This is a genomic window from Halorubrum luteum (assembly GCF_054652935.1).
On sequence record NZ_BAAIGT010000002.1, the window covers coordinates 1,674,235 to 1,687,447 of the forward strand.

21 protein-coding genes, 1 tRNA gene and 1 pseudogene are annotated in these 13,213 nt (G+C 65.9%); 18 read left to right on the forward strand and 5 right to left on the reverse strand.

Features of this window, described 5'->3' with window-relative positions; translation table 11 throughout:
• Window positions 1-5: 5 nt before the first annotated feature.
• The gene (gene rpl7ae, locus ACYQ0R_RS08265; RefSeq protein WP_459822369.1) at window positions 6-368 is read right to left on the reverse strand and encodes a 50S ribosomal protein L7Ae; all 363 of its coding nucleotides are present in this window, start codon (window positions 366-368) and stop codon (window positions 6-8) included.
• Between the two features lie 250 nt (window positions 369-618).
• Between rpl7ae and ACYQ0R_RS08270 the strand changes: the two genes are divergently transcribed.
• Complete coding sequence (locus ACYQ0R_RS08270) at window positions 619-1,989, forward strand: bifunctional metallophosphatase/5'-nucleotidase (protein WP_459822371.1); 1,371 nt, start codon at window positions 619-621, stop codon at window positions 1,987-1,989.
• Window positions 1,990-2,053: 64 nt separating this feature from the next.
• Here the strand turns inward: ACYQ0R_RS08270 and ACYQ0R_RS08275 are convergent, their stop codons facing one another.
• Together ACYQ0R_RS08275 and ACYQ0R_RS08280 are read right to left on the reverse strand one after the other, a co-directional pair.
• Window positions 2,054-2,689, reverse strand: coding sequence for a vitamin K epoxide reductase family protein (locus ACYQ0R_RS08275; RefSeq protein WP_459822373.1), 636 nt, complete (start codon window positions 2,687-2,689; stop codon window positions 2,054-2,056).
• 122 nt (window positions 2,690-2,811) lie between these two features.
• Window positions 2,812-3,174 (reverse strand): thioredoxin family protein, encoded by a 363-nt coding sequence (locus ACYQ0R_RS08280; protein ID WP_459822375.1) that lies wholly within the window; start codon window positions 3,172-3,174, stop codon window positions 2,812-2,814.
• A gap of 161 nt (window positions 3,175-3,335) precedes the next feature.
• Here ACYQ0R_RS08280 and ACYQ0R_RS08285 point away from each other — a divergent pair, with 161 nt between their 5' ends.
• Both ACYQ0R_RS08285 and ACYQ0R_RS08290 read left to right on the forward strand, forming a co-directional pair.
• Window positions 3,336-3,941, forward strand: coding sequence for a class I SAM-dependent methyltransferase (locus ACYQ0R_RS08285; protein ID WP_459822377.1), 606 nt, complete (start codon window positions 3,336-3,338; stop codon window positions 3,939-3,941).
• 1 nt (window position 3,942) lies between these two features.
• Window positions 3,943-4,485 carry a transcriptional regulator FilR1 domain-containing protein gene (locus ACYQ0R_RS08290; protein ID WP_459822379.1) on the forward strand — a complete coding sequence of 181 codons (543 nt, stop codon included), beginning with the start codon at window positions 3,943-3,945 and terminating at the stop codon, window positions 4,483-4,485.
• 33 nt (window positions 4,486-4,518) lie between these two features.
• Here ACYQ0R_RS08290 and ACYQ0R_RS08295 read toward each other — a convergent pair whose 3' ends face one another.
• Window positions 4,519-4,758 (reverse strand): DUF8024 family protein, encoded by a 240-nt coding sequence (locus ACYQ0R_RS08295; RefSeq protein ID WP_459822381.1) that lies wholly within the window; start codon window positions 4,756-4,758, stop codon window positions 4,519-4,521.
• Window positions 4,759-4,898: 140 nt separating this feature from the next.
• On the opposite strand from ACYQ0R_RS08295, the pseudogene ACYQ0R_RS08300 reads away from it, so the two are divergent.
• Window positions 4,899-4,994: pseudogene (locus ACYQ0R_RS08300) on the forward strand (IS6 family transposase); the annotation flags it as partial.
• Window positions 4,995-5,004: 10 nt separating this feature from the next.
• On the opposite strand, the gene ACYQ0R_RS08305 reads toward ACYQ0R_RS08300, so the two are convergent.
• A tRNA-Gly gene (locus ACYQ0R_RS08305) sits at window positions 5,005-5,075 on the reverse strand.
• A 108-nt stretch (window positions 5,076-5,183) separates the two neighbouring features.
• On the opposite strand from ACYQ0R_RS08305, the gene ACYQ0R_RS08310 reads away from it, so the two are divergent.
• The 14 genes from ACYQ0R_RS08310 to ACYQ0R_RS08375 all read left to right on the forward strand — a co-directional run bounded on the left by ACYQ0R_RS08310 (window position 5,184) and on the right by ACYQ0R_RS08375 (window position 13,211).
• Window positions 5,184-5,498: a hypothetical protein gene (locus ACYQ0R_RS08310; protein ID WP_459822383.1), complete on the forward strand. Its 315-nt coding sequence runs from the start codon at window positions 5,184-5,186 to the stop codon at window positions 5,496-5,498.
• 211 nt (window positions 5,499-5,709) lie between these two features.
• Entirely contained in the window at window positions 5,710-6,126 is a 417-nt protein-coding gene (locus tag ACYQ0R_RS08315) for a halocyanin domain-containing protein (RefSeq protein WP_459822385.1), read from the forward strand.
• A 230-nt stretch (window positions 6,127-6,356) separates the two neighbouring features.
• Window positions 6,357-7,223, forward strand: coding sequence for a putative RNA uridine N3 methyltransferase (locus tag ACYQ0R_RS08320; protein WP_459822387.1), 867 nt, complete (start codon window positions 6,357-6,359; stop codon window positions 7,221-7,223).
• A 4-nt stretch (window positions 7,224-7,227) separates the two neighbouring features.
• Window positions 7,228-8,244, forward strand: coding sequence for a 50S ribosomal protein L3 (locus ACYQ0R_RS08325; protein ID WP_459822389.1), 1,017 nt, complete (start codon window positions 7,228-7,230; stop codon window positions 8,242-8,244).
• A gap of 3 nt (window positions 8,245-8,247) precedes the next feature.
• On the forward strand, window positions 8,248-8,994 hold the full coding sequence (rpl4p, locus tag ACYQ0R_RS08330) for a 50S ribosomal protein L4 (RefSeq protein ID WP_459822391.1): 747 nt from the start codon (window positions 8,248-8,250) through the stop codon (window positions 8,992-8,994).
• Entirely contained in the window at window positions 8,991-9,245 is a 255-nt protein-coding gene (locus tag ACYQ0R_RS08335; protein ID WP_459822393.1) for a 50S ribosomal protein L23, read from the forward strand. The genes rpl4p and ACYQ0R_RS08335 overlap by 4 nt, the downstream gene beginning before the upstream one ends.
• A gap of 2 nt (window positions 9,246-9,247) precedes the next feature.
• Complete coding sequence (locus ACYQ0R_RS08340; protein WP_459822395.1) at window positions 9,248-9,970, forward strand: 50S ribosomal protein L2; 723 nt, start codon at window positions 9,248-9,250, stop codon at window positions 9,968-9,970.
• On the forward strand, window positions 9,967-10,392 hold the full coding sequence (locus tag ACYQ0R_RS08345; RefSeq protein WP_459822397.1) for a 30S ribosomal protein S19: 426 nt from the start codon (window positions 9,967-9,969) through the stop codon (window positions 10,390-10,392). Before ACYQ0R_RS08340 ends, ACYQ0R_RS08345 begins: the two co-directional genes overlap by 4 nt.
• A 3-nt stretch (window positions 10,393-10,395) precedes the next feature.
• A complete protein-coding gene (locus tag ACYQ0R_RS08350; protein ID WP_459822399.1) occupies window positions 10,396-10,860 on the forward strand; it encodes a 50S ribosomal protein L22 in 465 nt (154 codons plus the stop codon).
• Window positions 10,860-11,804 (forward strand): 30S ribosomal protein S3, encoded by a 945-nt coding sequence (locus tag ACYQ0R_RS08355; RefSeq protein ID WP_459822401.1) that lies wholly within the window; start codon window positions 10,860-10,862, stop codon window positions 11,802-11,804. The genes ACYQ0R_RS08350 and ACYQ0R_RS08355 overlap by 1 nt, the downstream gene beginning before the upstream one ends.
• 1 nt (window position 11,805) lies before the next feature.
• Window positions 11,806-12,018 carry a 50S ribosomal protein L29 gene (gene rpmC, locus ACYQ0R_RS08360; protein WP_459822403.1) on the forward strand — a complete coding sequence of 71 codons (213 nt, stop codon included), beginning with the start codon at window positions 11,806-11,808 and terminating at the stop codon, window positions 12,016-12,018.
• A gap of 1 nt (window position 12,019) precedes the next feature.
• Window positions 12,020-12,478: a ribonuclease P protein component 1 gene (locus ACYQ0R_RS08365; RefSeq protein WP_459822405.1), complete on the forward strand. Its 459-nt coding sequence runs from the start codon at window positions 12,020-12,022 to the stop codon at window positions 12,476-12,478.
• Complete coding sequence (locus ACYQ0R_RS08370) at window positions 12,469-12,813, forward strand: 30S ribosomal protein S17 (RefSeq protein ID WP_459822407.1); 345 nt, start codon at window positions 12,469-12,471, stop codon at window positions 12,811-12,813. Before ACYQ0R_RS08365 ends, ACYQ0R_RS08370 begins: the two co-directional genes overlap by 10 nt.
• On the forward strand, window positions 12,813-13,211 hold the full coding sequence (locus ACYQ0R_RS08375) for a 50S ribosomal protein L14 (RefSeq protein ID WP_459822409.1): 399 nt from the start codon (window positions 12,813-12,815) through the stop codon (window positions 13,209-13,211). Before ACYQ0R_RS08370 ends, ACYQ0R_RS08375 begins: the two co-directional genes overlap by 1 nt.
• Window positions 13,212-13,213: the final 2 nt, after the last annotated feature.

Here is a 13,213-nt window from a genome sequence, read left to right on the forward strand (position 1 = left end):
GTGAGTTATCGAAGCTCCGCGACCTTCTCGCCGATGTCCTCGACGTCGTCGTCCGCCTCGCCGGCGTCGACGATCCCGGCGGCGGCAGAGCCGACTTCGAGGCCTGCGGCGTGGCCGACCTCGTCCTGCGTGTCGACGAAGACGACCGGAATGCCCTTCTCCTCCGCGAGTTCAGGGAGGTGCATCACGATCTCCTCCGGGGAGACGTCCTCGGCGACGAAGACGAGCTTGGCGTTGCCGCGCTCGACGGATTTCGTGGTCTCGTTGGTTCCTTTCTTTACTGTACCGGTGTCTCGAGCGACCTCGAGCGCCTCGAGCGCTCGTTCTGCGAGGTCGGCTGGGGTGTCGTAATCTACGTAAACTGCCATGGTTGTTCACCTATCCTCTCCGTGGGCTCGCGTGTCCGTCCCGTGGTCGGTCCCTATCGGAACGGCACATCATCAACCCCGAAGAGGCTGTACAGCGAGGTAATCCGGACATCCATAAAAGCGCTTTCAATGCGCGTCGGGTGTGCGAGCGCGGATCACGCCCCTTGTGGCGGTCGTCTCGCGCTTCGTGACGGCCTCAGGCCGACTCCGCGATTTTTAAGCGTGACTCGGTCCTCCGTTCCGACAGCGAATGGCTCGGCTGATCCACTACTCCGACGTCGAGAACGTCTTCGACACGCCCCAGCGGGCGGCCCGGCTCGCCGGGCGGATCCGCGCGCTGGACGGTCCCGACGCCGCCGTCGTCGCCACCGGCGACACCACCGCACCGGGCGTGCTCTCGCTCGTCTCGAAGGGCCGGCAGACGCTCGATTTCTACGCGGCCACCGACACCGCTCTCGACACGTTCGGGAACCACGAGTTCGACTACGGCCCCGACGCCCTCCGCGAGCTGGTCGCCGACGCGCCGGTGGAGTACGTCTCCGCGAACGTCCGCGACGAGCGCGGCGACCCGTTCGGCCGCGACCAGGGCGTCGTCCCGTGGACGACTCGCAACGTCGACGGCGCGACCGTCGGTTTCGTCGGCCTCACCGACCCAGCGACCGACTCGCTGAATCCGATGGCCGCGCCGCTGTCGTTCGAAGAGCCGGTCGACGCCGCGAGCGACGCCCTCGACGCCCTTCGCGAGTCCGCGGTCGATCCCGACCACGTCGTCGTGCTCTCACATCTCGGCGTCGGCGACGACGACCTCGCCCGCGCGCTCGACGTGGATGCGATCCTCGGCGGACACGTCCACAGCCCGCGCAACGAGTACGTCGACGGGACGCTCGTCGTTCGGCCGGGCGTCAACGGTGAGGCGGTCGCCGAGATCGACCTCGCGGCGGCGACCCCGACGGCGACGCTTCACCAACGGGACGGAGCCGAGCCCGTCCCGGAGCTCCGAGAGCGACTGGCCAGTCGCATGAGCGAGGCGGACCTCGGCGAGGTCGTCGGCCACGTCGAGGAGCCGATCCCGCGGACCGGTGACGTCGTCCACGGCGGGGAGTGTCGGATCGGCAACTTCGTCGCCGACGCGTTCCGCTGGGCGCACGACGCCGACGTGGGGCTGTCGAACGCGGGCGGACTCAGGCAGGGCGACCCCTGGGAGGGCGACGTGACGAAAGCCGACCTGATCAGTCTCATCCCGTTCGAGGAGCCGGTCGTGTTGACGTCGGTGACCGGCGGGGAGCTGTTCTCGCTGTTCCGCGAGATGGGCGCTCCCGAGGTCGACTTCGGCGAGGAGCACTGGTGGCACGGACACGTCTCGAACGCGAGCGTCGTCTGGGACGACGATACGGAGCTCGTCGTGGAGGCGACAGTCGGCGGCGAGCCGGTCGCTCTCGACGAGACGTACACGGTGGCGACCTCCGAGTATCTCCTGCACTCCGACCACGAGTTCCCGACGCTCGAGGAGCGCCACCGGATCGGCGAGGCCGACATCCAGTACGAGGTGCTCGCCGCCTACGCCCGCGAGCACGGGATCGATCCGGCGGTCGAAGGGCGGATCGTGATGCGAAACCGCTAGGCTACGCGGCGAGTCGACTGGCGCAGTTTGAAACGAAGTGCGTGGCCCGAAACCGAGTGGTCGTCTAGACGAACGGGACGGCGGGCGGGAGCGGGAGCAGCGTGACGGCGAACATCCCGAAGATGGTGAAGAAGCCGACCAGCACCGGGAAGGCGACGAGCGAGAAGCGCGTGATACCGAGCACCTGACCGAGGTCGGAGACCATATCCGACAGCGACGGACTATGGCTCTGCCGGAGGATACCCAGCTCGAGCCCGAACAGGACCACCGTCGCGCCTGCCGACACCATACAGAACGGGCAGATCTCGCCGATCGGCACCAGCTGCAGGTACACGAAGTACGCCGAGAACAACACGCCGCTGGCCGTGATCGGCGTCAGGATCTTGATCACGAGGGGGTGACGGGTGTCGAACCACCAGAGTGCGAGCCCGATCGTCGAGATGTAGTAAAACGAGCCGAGCGTCGCCAGCGGCACGCCGAGGACGTACGCCCACGGGCTCGTGATGACCTCGATGCTCCCCTGCACCGGCGCGTCCGGCGGGATCGCCGGGAGCGCGAAGAAGTGAATGGCCGACAGCATCACCGTCACCGTCCAGCCAAGCACCGCGACGAGCGTGAACACCCCGAACATCGTCGTGACGCTCGGCGAGTAGTCCCACTCGTAGTCGAAATCCGCTATCGTCGAACTGTGTGTTGCCATACAGTGAAACGGTTGTGGGGCGATCCTCATAAGTATTGTGTATCAGGCCCAATTCTATAAACAACCATGAGCGTTCTGCCGGCGCACCCGTACCCCTCGGAGTCCGTCAGAGCGTGTTGCCGTCAGTCGTCGAGACGCTCGTCGATCCACTCGGTGAGATCGTCGCCCGAAATGAACCCCTCCGCGCGCCGGTCGACGGGCTCGCCGTCGACGAACAGGACGAAAAGCGGCACGCTTCGGACGTCGAACCGTTCGACCAGCGGCGGGTCGTCACGCGGATTCACCAGCCCGACGGCGACGTCGAGCTGGCGAGCCACGTTCGTCAACACCGGCTCCATACTCCGGCAGATCCCGCAGCCGTCCGTGTAAAACTCGACGAGCGCGACGTCCGACTCCGAGACGAACGCGTCGAGTCCGGGCTCGTCCGCAAGCGACACCGGTCGATCCGCTGCCGAGTCCCCCGTCTCCGTATCTGTATTGCTCATACTACCCAATATAGGTCCGATCCCATATAAACTGACGTGATACTGTACACCCTACCCACACATACCGGGACCCCCGCGATCGGCGTAGTGTGTTCCGCGGTCACCGCACCATCCGCCCGGCCACCGGTGGGTTTACGCGCCGATCGACGCAACGTCGACGTATGAAAGACTGGGACGAACGGTTCGCCAGCGGGGAGTATCCGCGGGCCCCGGAGCCGTCGTCGGTGTTACGGTCGTATCTCTCGTCGATCCCGGACGGTCGTGCGCTCGACGTTGCGGCCGGGACGGGCAGAAACGCCGTGTTTCTCGCGGATTCGGGGTACGAGGTCGACGCGCTCGACGCCTCACGAGAGGGGCTCCGAATCACCCGCGAGCGCTCGAGAGAGCGCGGTGCTGGCGATCGACTCAATCCCGTGCAGGGTGACGTGGCGACGTACGGCTTTCCCGAGAGCGCCTACGAGCTGATCACCGTGAGCTTCTACCGCGCGATCGACCGCTTCCCGGCGCTGAAGGCGGCGTTGGTCCCCGGGGGGTACCTCTTCGTCGAGCACCACCTCCGTTCGACCGACGAGACGCCGTCGGGACCGAGTACGGACCGATATCGGTTCGGCGCGAACGAGCTGCTGCAGGCCGGACTCGACCTTACCGTCCTGTACTACGACGAGGCGACCGAGGAGCGCCCCGGGGACCGCCGTCGAGCGAGCGCGCGCCTCCTCGCACGCCGGTCACACGGGCAACGACAGTCGTATCCGCCACGGATCGTCTGAGATGGCCGACCACGGAGATCGGACGGAGCCGACCGCGGTGGAGTCGCTCGCGCGGGTCCTCGAGCGTGCGACCGGAACGGCCGTCGCTCGCGACGACGTCCTCGACCGCAGCGGCTCCCCGTCACCGGGAGCGCGGATCGGGACGCTTCTCGACACCGCCGGCTCGGTCGTCGGCGTCGTACCACGCGTCGAACCGTCGCTGGCCCAGCGGATACGCCGCGGAGCGGCGAGCGGATTCGTCGACGGTAACGGCGCTCAGTCCTCTCTCGACGTGCGGATCGTCGTCACCGGGGCCGCACGAGAGACCGTCACCGGTCCCACCGGAGCGGTGGTCCGGAGGGCGCTCACGGACGATATCACCCTGTACGTCCACGACGGCGACTCCCCGGTGGGACTCCTGCTCGTCGACGATCGAGCCGTCGTCGGCGCGTTCGACGACGCGGGACTCGCGGCCGTGCTGGTGAGCGACGAACCCGCCGTCAGGAGCTGGGTCGCCGAGACGTGCGAACGATACCTGTCGACGGCCGAGCCGCTCGAGACGTAGCGGTACGCGGACCGGCGTCGCTGCGAGTCGGCGCTATTCGACTCGACCGCGACCGCCGAGCGACGGGAGCTTGATGCCGATCTCGCCGAGCAGCGCGCCGAGTGCGGCGTAGCCGAGCACGAGCGACGCAAGCCCGATGAACGCCATTCCGAACGCGACCGATATGACCGTCAGCGGATCGCCAGCGCCGAGGAGCAGGTCGTTGACGAAGATGTCGATGAACCGTCCGACGTCCGTGACGAGGCGCACGACGAACTCGATGATCGCGAGCATGACTACAGATTCGTGTGGGGGGTACTTGTGTGTTGAGGCTCCTGAATGGGTCGCGTTAAGTTAGCGGATGAGGCCGACGATTTCTGCGTGTCCATCATAACTGAGGTCATAAAGCCGATCTACAGCCGATCGCGACCGTCTCAGAGTTTGCGAATAGTTTCAGCAATGTCGTACTCGAGACGGCTCAAAGCTGGCTCGAAGCCGTCGCCATTCATCACGATTCACGCCAAACGTAACGCGACCGAATGCACCGGCCGAGATTTGAACTCGGGTTGCAACCATGGCAAGGTTGCGTGATACCACTACACTACCGGTGCGTGCTTCGCATGCAAACCTAATCCGAGTCGGAGATATAAGCGTTGCGAACGCGGGACGCTACGGGGGTCCGTCTCATCTTTTTATATCCATGTCCAGTAGACATGTGTATGGTCGAGATAAACGTCCCGGAGATCGAGGGGGCACGACTCAGATACAACGACGACACCTGGGAGCTCACCGGCACGATCGAGGTGAAACGGAACGGGGAGCTGCTTCAGGCCCGGGCGAAAAAGCCGGATCGCGTTCGGGGCTCCGGCGGCCGCCTCAAGTTCGTCCTCGACACTCCACCGGCCTCGCTCAACCCCGGCAACCCCGGCGAGTTCGACTGTGAACTCACGCGAGGCGACGGCGGATACGAGCTCACGATCGCTCGCGACGGACGAACCGATCGATACAGCCTCATGAAGATGACGTACGACTGAGCGAGACGACGGGAGCCGCGACCGGATCGGTGAACGGCCGCCGTTACGTCGCTTTCGTCACTGAATCGTGCATCGTCGTATATTATATTCACTACCTGTCAGTACGGTGGTTTATGAATCTCGATCCCTAATTCATTATGTTGAAATGAATGACTCGGATCGGTTCGACAGGCGGACTGTTGTACGTGCCATTGGTGGATCTGCCCTTGCAGTGAGCCTTGCCGGTTGTGCTGATGACGAACCGGAGGAGATGGTCGATCCACCGGCCGCAGTCGACGACTTCCTCACCGAGAACGACGCGACCGGCTACGAGGGTGAGATGCTCGACGCCACCGGGCAGGCCGGGCTCACCGTCGAGGTCGGCAGCGGTGAGATGGGACTCGGCTTCTCGCCGGTTGCCGTCGCGATCGACGGCGGCACGACGGTCACCTTCGAGTGGACCGGCGAAGGCGGCGTCCACAACGTCGTCGCTGCGGACGAAAGCGATATCGACGTCGATGTCGAGGAAGAGGAGATCGACGCCGCCGGCTACACCGCCGAGTACACCTTCGATGCGACCGGCACTTACCTGTACGTCTGCGAGCCGCACATCGCACAGGGGAAGGTCGGCGCCATCGTCGTCGAGTAGCGGTCGCGTGCTTTTGTATCGGCTTCAGGTACCGTAGCTCAGGGGCGAGCCACTGTTCACCGCATTTCGTCGCTGTCAACTTCCTCGCTCGGGGGCCGCCCCGCGCTGCGGAGTGACACGGTTCGGAGCCGAAATCCCCGTCAGGGGCCGTGTGAACGCGCCTCACTCGCGAATACGGACCGCTACCCTTTTAGGTGGCGGTGCGGAATTCGGGATACAGTCTCGCCACGATGGACGAAGCGGACGGACTCACGATATGTGTGCCGTCCTCGCTCGTCCGGGAGGCCGAGGACAAACGCGAGGCGACTCGCAAACTCGGCTACGTCGCCCGTGCGGCGGCGGTGTTCCGGGCGTGCCGGCTCGTCGTCTTCCCCGACCGGGAAGGTGAACGCCGTTGGGGCGGGGAGTTCGTACGCGCCGTGCTGGGATACGCCGCAACGCCCCCGGAGCTCCGAAAGGATCTCTGGGGCGAACGCGACGCGCTCCGGTACGTCGGCGTGCTTCCCCCGCTCCGCGTTCCGTGGCGGACCGGCTCCTCCCCAGACGGGGATGAGTCGACAACACAGGGACTCGTGACCGAGGTCGGACCTGAAGGCCGCGTCCGGGTCAATTCCCCGCTGGGGGAACACCCGATCTCGCTGCTCGTCCCCTCCGGAATGGAGGTCGAGCAGGGGGAGCGCGTCACCATCAGGGTCTCTTCGAGAGAACCGGTCCGTGCCCGCATCACCGGAAAGCCGGAGGTCGGCTTTCAGGTCGTGGACACGGGCCTCGCGGCGGCGCTCGACGACGACGGACTCGCGATCGCGACGTCGCGGCATGGGGAGGAGCTCTCCGTGCCGCGGCTCGCCGAGATCGTCACGGACGCGCGGGAGGCGAACGGCTACGTCGTCGCCTTCGGCGCGCCCGGTCGAGGGCTGCCGGACATGCTCGGGCTGCCGCCCGAGGATCTCAGTGCGGCCGTCGCCGACGGCCGTCCAGTCGAACCCGATCCGGGGTTCGACCTCTGGCTGAACACGATCCCGGCACAGGGCAGCGGGGTAGTCCGAACGGAGGAAGCTCTGTTCGCGACCCTCGGCTCGCTCACACTCACGGAGTAAACACATGCCACAACCAAGCCGACCACGAAAAGGCTCGCTGGGCTACGGCCCGCGCACCCGCGCCGACAGCGAGGTGCCGCGCATTCGATCGTGGCCAGACGACGATGGAGCCCCCGCACTGCAGGGGTTCGCCGGCTACAAGGCCGGAATGACCCACGTCGTCATGGTCAACGATGAGGCCAACTCGCCGCGTGAGGGGATGGAGGAGTCCGTCCCCGTGACGGTGGTGGAGACGCCGCCGATGTACGCGGTCGCCCTGCGCGCCTACGAGCAGACGCCGTACGGACAGCAGCCGGTGGCGGAGGTCTGGGGGACCGAGTTCCACGAAGAGCTCGACCGCACCCTCGACCTGCCGGCGGAAGACACCTTCGAGGAGGACGCCGAGGAGCTCCGAACGCTTCTCGACGAGGACGCGGTCGACGACGTCCGCGCCATCACGCATACGGCCCCCTCGGAGCTCGCGAACGTCCCCAAAAAGAACCCCGACGTCATGGAGACGCGCGTCGGCGGCGGCTCCCTCGAGGAGCGCGTCGACTTCGCACTCGAACTGATCGAGGAGGGCGGTGCCCACGAGTTCGGCGACGTCTTCCGTGCCGGTCAGTACACGGACGTCTCCGGCGTCACGAAAGGGAAGGGGACGCAGGGGCCCGTCAAGCGGTGGGGCGTTCAAAAGCGGAAGGGGAAACACGCCCGTCAGGGATGGCGGCGTCGGATCGGGAACCTCGGTCCGTGGAACCCCTCCCGCGTTCGCTCCACCGTTCCCCAGCAGGGACAGACCGGCTACCACCAGCGCACCGAGCTCAACAAGCGCCTCATCGACTTCGGTGACGGCGATGATGCGACCGTCGACGGCGGGTTCGTCAACTACGGCGAGGTCGACGGCGAGTACGCACTCATCAAGGGCTCGCTGCCGGGACCGGACAAGCGCCTGCTTCGCTTCCGCCCGGCCATCCGGCCGAACGACCAGCCGCGCCTCGACCCCGAGGTTCGGTACGTATCCACCGCATCCAACCAGGGATAACCAATGAACGCAACAGTACACGACCTGGACGGCGGGGACGAGGGTAGCATCGAGCTGCCGGCAGTCTTCGAGACCGCGTTCCGACCGGATCTCATCGGTCGAGCGGTCGCCGCCGCGCAGGCAAACAGAAAACAGGCGTACGGTGCCGACGAGTTCGCCGGGCTGCGAACTCCCGCGGAGTCGTTCGGCTCCGGTCGCGGGCTCGCACACGTTCCCCGTCAGGAGAACGTCGCCCGCCGCGTTCCACACGCGGTGTCCGGCCGACCCGCGCACCCACCGAAAGCCGAGAAGGACAGAACGAAAGCGCTGAACGACAAGGAGCGCCAGCTCGCCGTACGGTCGGCCATCGCGGCCACCGCCGACGGCGAGCTCGTCGCCGAGCGCGGTCACGCGTTCGACGACGACGTTGATCTTCCGCTCGTCGTCTCCGACGAGTTCGAGGAGCTCGTGAAAACGCAGGAGGCGCTCGGCGTGCTGGAGGCGCTCGGCGTCGCCGACGACATCGAGCGCGCCGAGGACGGCCGATCCGTCCGCTCGGGCCGCGGGAAGACTCGCGGTCGGAAGTACCAACAGCCGAAGTCGGTCCTCGTCGTCACCAGCGAGGAGCCGTCCCGCGCTGCCCGCAATCTCGCGGGCGTCGACGTCGCAACCGCCGCCGAGGTCAACGCGGAGGACCTCGCGCCGGGCGCGCATGCGGGTCGACTCACGCTGTGGACCGAATCGGCGATCGAGGAGGTGGCCGACCGATGAGCTCGCTCATCGAACATCCGCTCGTCACCGAGCAGGCGATGAACGAGATGGACTTCAAGAACAAGCTGCTGTTCATCGTCGATGTCGACGCGACGAAGCCGGAGATCCGCGAAGAGGTCGAAACCCGGTACGACGTCACGATCGTGGACGTGAACACGCAGGTGACTCCGAAGGGTAAAAAGAAGGCGACGGTTACCCTCTCCGACGACGACGACGCGACGGAGATCGCCTCCCGCATCGGGGTGTTCTGATCATGGGACGACGAATTCAAGGACAGCGGCGTGGACGCGGCGGCCCGACGTTCCGGGCCCCCTCCCACCGCTACAAGGCGGAACTGTCGCACCGGACGCTGGAAGACACCGACACGATCGAGGGCGAGATCGTCGGGATCGAACACGACCCCGCTCGCTCGGCACCGCTCGCGGACGTGGAGTTCGAGGACGGCGACCGCCGGCTCGTGCTCGCTCCGGAGGGCGTTCGCGTGGGCGAGACGATACAGGTCGGCGTGAGCGCGGAGATCAAACCCGGAAACACGCTCCCGCTGGCGGAGATCCCTGAGGGGGTTCCCGTCTGTAACGTCGAGAGCAACCGCGGCGACGGCGGGAAGTTCGCCCGCGCCTCCGGCGTCTCGGCGACGCTTCTGACGCACGACCGCGATGTCGCGGTCGTTCAGTTGCCGAGCGGTGAAGTGAAGCGACTCGATCCGCAGTGCCGCGCCACGATCGGCGTGGTCGCCGGCGGCGGGCGGACGGAGAAGCCGTTCGTGAAGGCCGGAAACAAACACCACAAGATGCGAGCGCGCGGGACGAAGTACCCCCGCGTCCGCGGTGTCGCCATGAACGCCGTCGACCACCCGTTCGGTGGCGGCGGCCGACAACATCCCGGCAAGCCGAAATCCGTCTCACGGGACGCTCCGCCGGGACGGAAGGTCGGAGATATCGCATCGAAGCGAACCGGACGAGGTGGAAACAAATGAGTTCCGAATACCGTATCGGCCGCGAGGGCGAGGAGTTCGCCTACCGCGGTCATTCGCTCGACGAGCTGCAGGCAATGGACGTAGAGGAGGTCGCGGAGCTGCTACCCGCACGACAGCGGCGAACCATCGAACGCGGACTGGGCGTCGAACAGCGGAAGCTGCTCGAGAAGGCCCGAAACCGTGACAAAGAGGAGACGGCCGACGACCCGATCCGGACGCATCTGCGCGACATGCCGATCCTTCCGGAGTTCGTCGGTATCACCTTTGCCGTGTACAACGGCCACAGCTTCGAGCGTGTGGAGGTCGAACCCGAGATGATCGGTCATTATCTCGGCGAGTTCCACCTCACTCGGAGCACGGTCGAACACGGACAGGCCGGCATCGGCGCGACCCGGTCCTCGAAGTTCGTGCCCCTCAAGTAACCCATGGGAATCAACTACAGCGTCGAGGCCGACCCGGAGACCACCGCCAAGGGGATGCTCCGCGAGCGGCCAATCAGCGTGAAGGACAGCAAGGAGATCTCCAGAGAGATCAAAGGCGAGACGGTCGCCGACGCCGAGGAGTTCCTGCAGGCCGTCATCGACGAGGAGCGGTCGGTTCCGATGCGCCAGCACAACGCCGGCGCGGGCCACCGATCGGACATCGACGGCTGGGACGCGGGCCGCTATCCCGAAAAGGCCGCCAAGGACTTCCTCAAGCTCTTAGAGAACGTCAAGAACAACGCGAACGAGCAGGGGTTCGACGGCGAGGAGATGATTATCAAACACGTCGCTCCCCACAAGGTCGGAGAACGGCCCGGTCGAAACCCGCGTGCAGCGGGTGCGACTTCGTGGAACACCACGCTCGCCGACGTCGAACTGATCATCGAGGAGCCGGAGGCTGACGACTAATGGCTGACGAACACCAATTCATCGAGGACGGACTTCGCCGGTCGCAGATCAACGAGTTCTTCGCGGAGGAGCTCGGCCGCGCCGGCTACGGCGGCATGGACGTCGCCAAGACGCCGATGGGCACCCAGATCGTGTTGAAGGCCGAAAAGCCCGGCATGGTCATCGGCAAGGGCGGAAAGAACATCCGGAAGATCACGACGGAGCTCGAAGAGCGGTTCGACATGGACGACCCGCAGATCGACGTTCAGGAGGTCGACGAGCCCGACCTGAACGCACAGATCGTCGCGGATCGGCTGGCGAACGCGCTGGAGCGCGGCTGGTACTTCCGGAAAGCCGGACACACCACGATCGACCGGATCATGGAAGCCGGTGCGCTCGGCGCGGAGATCGTGCTCTCCGGGAAGGTCACGGGTGCACGCTCGCGCGTCGAGAAGTTCAACCGCGGCTACATCAAGCACAACGGCGAGCCCGCCCAGGAGGTCGTCGACCACGGACAGGGCGTCGCCGTCATGAAGCTCGGCACGATCGGCGTCAACGTCAAGATCATCCCGCCGGGAGCGAAGCTGCCGGACGACTTCGACGTCCGCGAGGACGCCGAGGTGCCCGAGGTCGAGCAGGCCACGGGCGACGACGAGGGCGTCGAGGCGCTCTTAGAGGAGGAGCCCGAGGACGTTCCCGACGTCGGTGCCGACGATGATGTCGACGTTCCGGACGAAGACCCGGCGGACGTCATCGACGAGGAGATCGTCGAGGAGGTCGTCGAGGAGACACAGGAGACGGCCGAGGAGGCGACCGACGTGGCCGCCGAAGAGCCGGTCGAGACCGGTGACGTCGACGATGACGACGAGGAGTTCGACGAGCTCGACGAGGAGATCGAATCGGAAGCCGCCGACCTCGTGGCGGAGATGGAAGCGGCGGACGAAGAAACCGAGGAGGACGAGTAACATGGCGATCCTCTACACCGAAGAGATCCGGGACATGACCGCCGCCGAGCGGGAGGTCGAACTCGAGGAGCTCGAAACCGAGCTGCTCAACATGAAGGCCCAGCAGGCCGCCGGCGGCATGCCGGAGAGTCCCGGTCGGATGAGCGAGCTGAAAAAGACGATCGCACGGATCAAGACGATCCAGCAGGAAGAAGGCGACTTCGAGGACGAGTAAGATGTTATCCCCCGAGACGCTCGCGCGACACGAGCTCGTCGGCCTCCCGGTTCGGGTGGTCGACGCCGACAGCGACGCCCACGTGGGCATCGCGGGTCGCGTCCTTCACGAGACGTGCAACACGCTCGTGGTACGGACCGGATCGGGGGACAAGCGCGTGCCCAAGACGGGCACGACGTTCGAGTTCGCGGTCGTCGAGAACGCAACCGCACGCACAGATGAAGCCGCCGACGACGGCCAGTCGTCGGGGTCCACGTCCCAACTCGGGTCGGATACTGCGGGGGTCCGCCCCTGTCAGTCCGGCCCGTCCGGGTCCACCGACGTCGTCACCGACGACATTGCGGATCCGGCGAGCCGGTCAGGCGAGTGCAAAGACGTGGTCTACGTAACGGTGGATGGCACGCGGTTACGGTATCGACCCGCCGAACGCACCGAACGAGGTGTCACACAATGGCGATAGGAATCGACGTACCCACGCCTCCGGAACCAACGGACCCGGAGGATTACGACTACGAGAAGTGCCCCTTTTATGGGGAGCTTCCCGTCCGCGGCCAGCTCCGAGAGGGGACGGTCGTGTCGACGGATATGGAAAAGACCGTCATCGTCGAGCGAGAGTACGACGTGTTCGTACCGAAATACGATCGGTACATGAAGCGTCGCTCGCGCATCCCGGCCCACGTGCCGGGCGTGCTCGAACCGCTCGCGGAAGGTGACGAAGTGACGATCGCGGAGACGCGACCGCTCTCGAAGACGAAGTCCCACGTCGTCGTCGAGAACCGATCGGGTGATCAGTGATGGAGGCGCTCAAAGCCGACGTCACGCAGGGGCTCTCGAAGGGCTCGCTGATCGCGTGCGCCGACAACACCGGCGCGCGTGAGCTGAAGGTGATCTCCGTTGCCGGCTACTCCGGCGCGAAGAACCGTCACCCGAAAGCCGGTATCGGCGACAAGGTGACCGTTTCGGTCACGAAAGGGACCCCGGAGATGCGGCGGCAGGTGCTGGAGGCGGTCGTCGTCCGCCAGCGCAAGCCGATCCGCCGTCCGGACGGCACGCGAGTCCGTTTCGAGGACAACGCGGCCGTGATCATCGACGATCTCGAGGAGCCGCGGGGCACGGAGATCAAAGGCCCCGTCGCCCGCGAGGTCGCCGAACGATACGGGAGCATCGCATCCACCGCGACGATGATCGTCTAATC

Bases quoted from the DNA above. Each gene is read 5' to 3' on its own strand.
- rpl7ae (WP_459822369.1), bottom strand. From the start codon at position 368: ATGGCAGTTTACGTAGATTACGACACCCCAGCCGACCTCGCAGAACGA.
- ACYQ0R_RS08270 (WP_459822371.1), top strand. From the start codon at position 619: ATGGCTCGGCTGATCCACTACTCCGACGTCGAGAACGTCTTCGACACG.
- ACYQ0R_RS08275 (WP_459822373.1), bottom strand. From the start codon at position 2,689: ATGGCAACACACAGTTCGACGATAGCGGATTTCGACTACGAGTGGGAC.
- ACYQ0R_RS08280 (WP_459822375.1), bottom strand. From the start codon at position 3,174: ATGAGCAATACAGATACGGAGACGGGGGACTCGGCAGCGGATCGACCG.
- ACYQ0R_RS08285 (WP_459822377.1), top strand. From the start codon at position 3,336: ATGAAAGACTGGGACGAACGGTTCGCCAGCGGGGAGTATCCGCGGGCC.
- ACYQ0R_RS08290 (WP_459822379.1), top strand. From the start codon at position 3,943: ATGGCCGACCACGGAGATCGGACGGAGCCGACCGCGGTGGAGTCGCTC.
- ACYQ0R_RS08295 (WP_459822381.1), bottom strand. From the start codon at position 4,758: ATGCTCGCGATCATCGAGTTCGTCGTGCGCCTCGTCACGGACGTCGGA.
- ACYQ0R_RS08310 (WP_459822383.1), top strand. From the start codon at position 5,184: ATGGTCGAGATAAACGTCCCGGAGATCGAGGGGGCACGACTCAGATAC.
- ACYQ0R_RS08320 (WP_459822387.1), top strand. From the start codon at position 6,357: ATGGACGAAGCGGACGGACTCACGATATGTGTGCCGTCCTCGCTCGTC.
- ACYQ0R_RS08325 (WP_459822389.1), top strand. From the start codon at position 7,228: ATGCCACAACCAAGCCGACCACGAAAAGGCTCGCTGGGCTACGGCCCG.
- rpl4p (WP_459822391.1), top strand. From the start codon at position 8,248: ATGAACGCAACAGTACACGACCTGGACGGCGGGGACGAGGGTAGCATC.
- ACYQ0R_RS08335 (WP_459822393.1), top strand. From the start codon at position 8,991: ATGAGCTCGCTCATCGAACATCCGCTCGTCACCGAGCAGGCGATGAAC.
- ACYQ0R_RS08340 (WP_459822395.1), top strand. From the start codon at position 9,248: ATGGGACGACGAATTCAAGGACAGCGGCGTGGACGCGGCGGCCCGACG.
- ACYQ0R_RS08345 (WP_459822397.1), top strand. From the start codon at position 9,967: ATGAGTTCCGAATACCGTATCGGCCGCGAGGGCGAGGAGTTCGCCTAC.
- ACYQ0R_RS08350 (WP_459822399.1), top strand. From the start codon at position 10,396: ATGGGAATCAACTACAGCGTCGAGGCCGACCCGGAGACCACCGCCAAG.
- ACYQ0R_RS08355 (WP_459822401.1), top strand. From the start codon at position 10,860: ATGGCTGACGAACACCAATTCATCGAGGACGGACTTCGCCGGTCGCAG.
- rpmC (WP_459822403.1), top strand. From the start codon at position 11,806: ATGGCGATCCTCTACACCGAAGAGATCCGGGACATGACCGCCGCCGAG.
- ACYQ0R_RS08365 (WP_459822405.1), top strand. From the start codon at position 12,020: ATGTTATCCCCCGAGACGCTCGCGCGACACGAGCTCGTCGGCCTCCCG.
- ACYQ0R_RS08370 (WP_459822407.1), top strand. From the start codon at position 12,469: ATGGCGATAGGAATCGACGTACCCACGCCTCCGGAACCAACGGACCCG.
- ACYQ0R_RS08375 (WP_459822409.1), top strand. From the start codon at position 12,813: ATGGAGGCGCTCAAAGCCGACGTCACGCAGGGGCTCTCGAAGGGCTCG.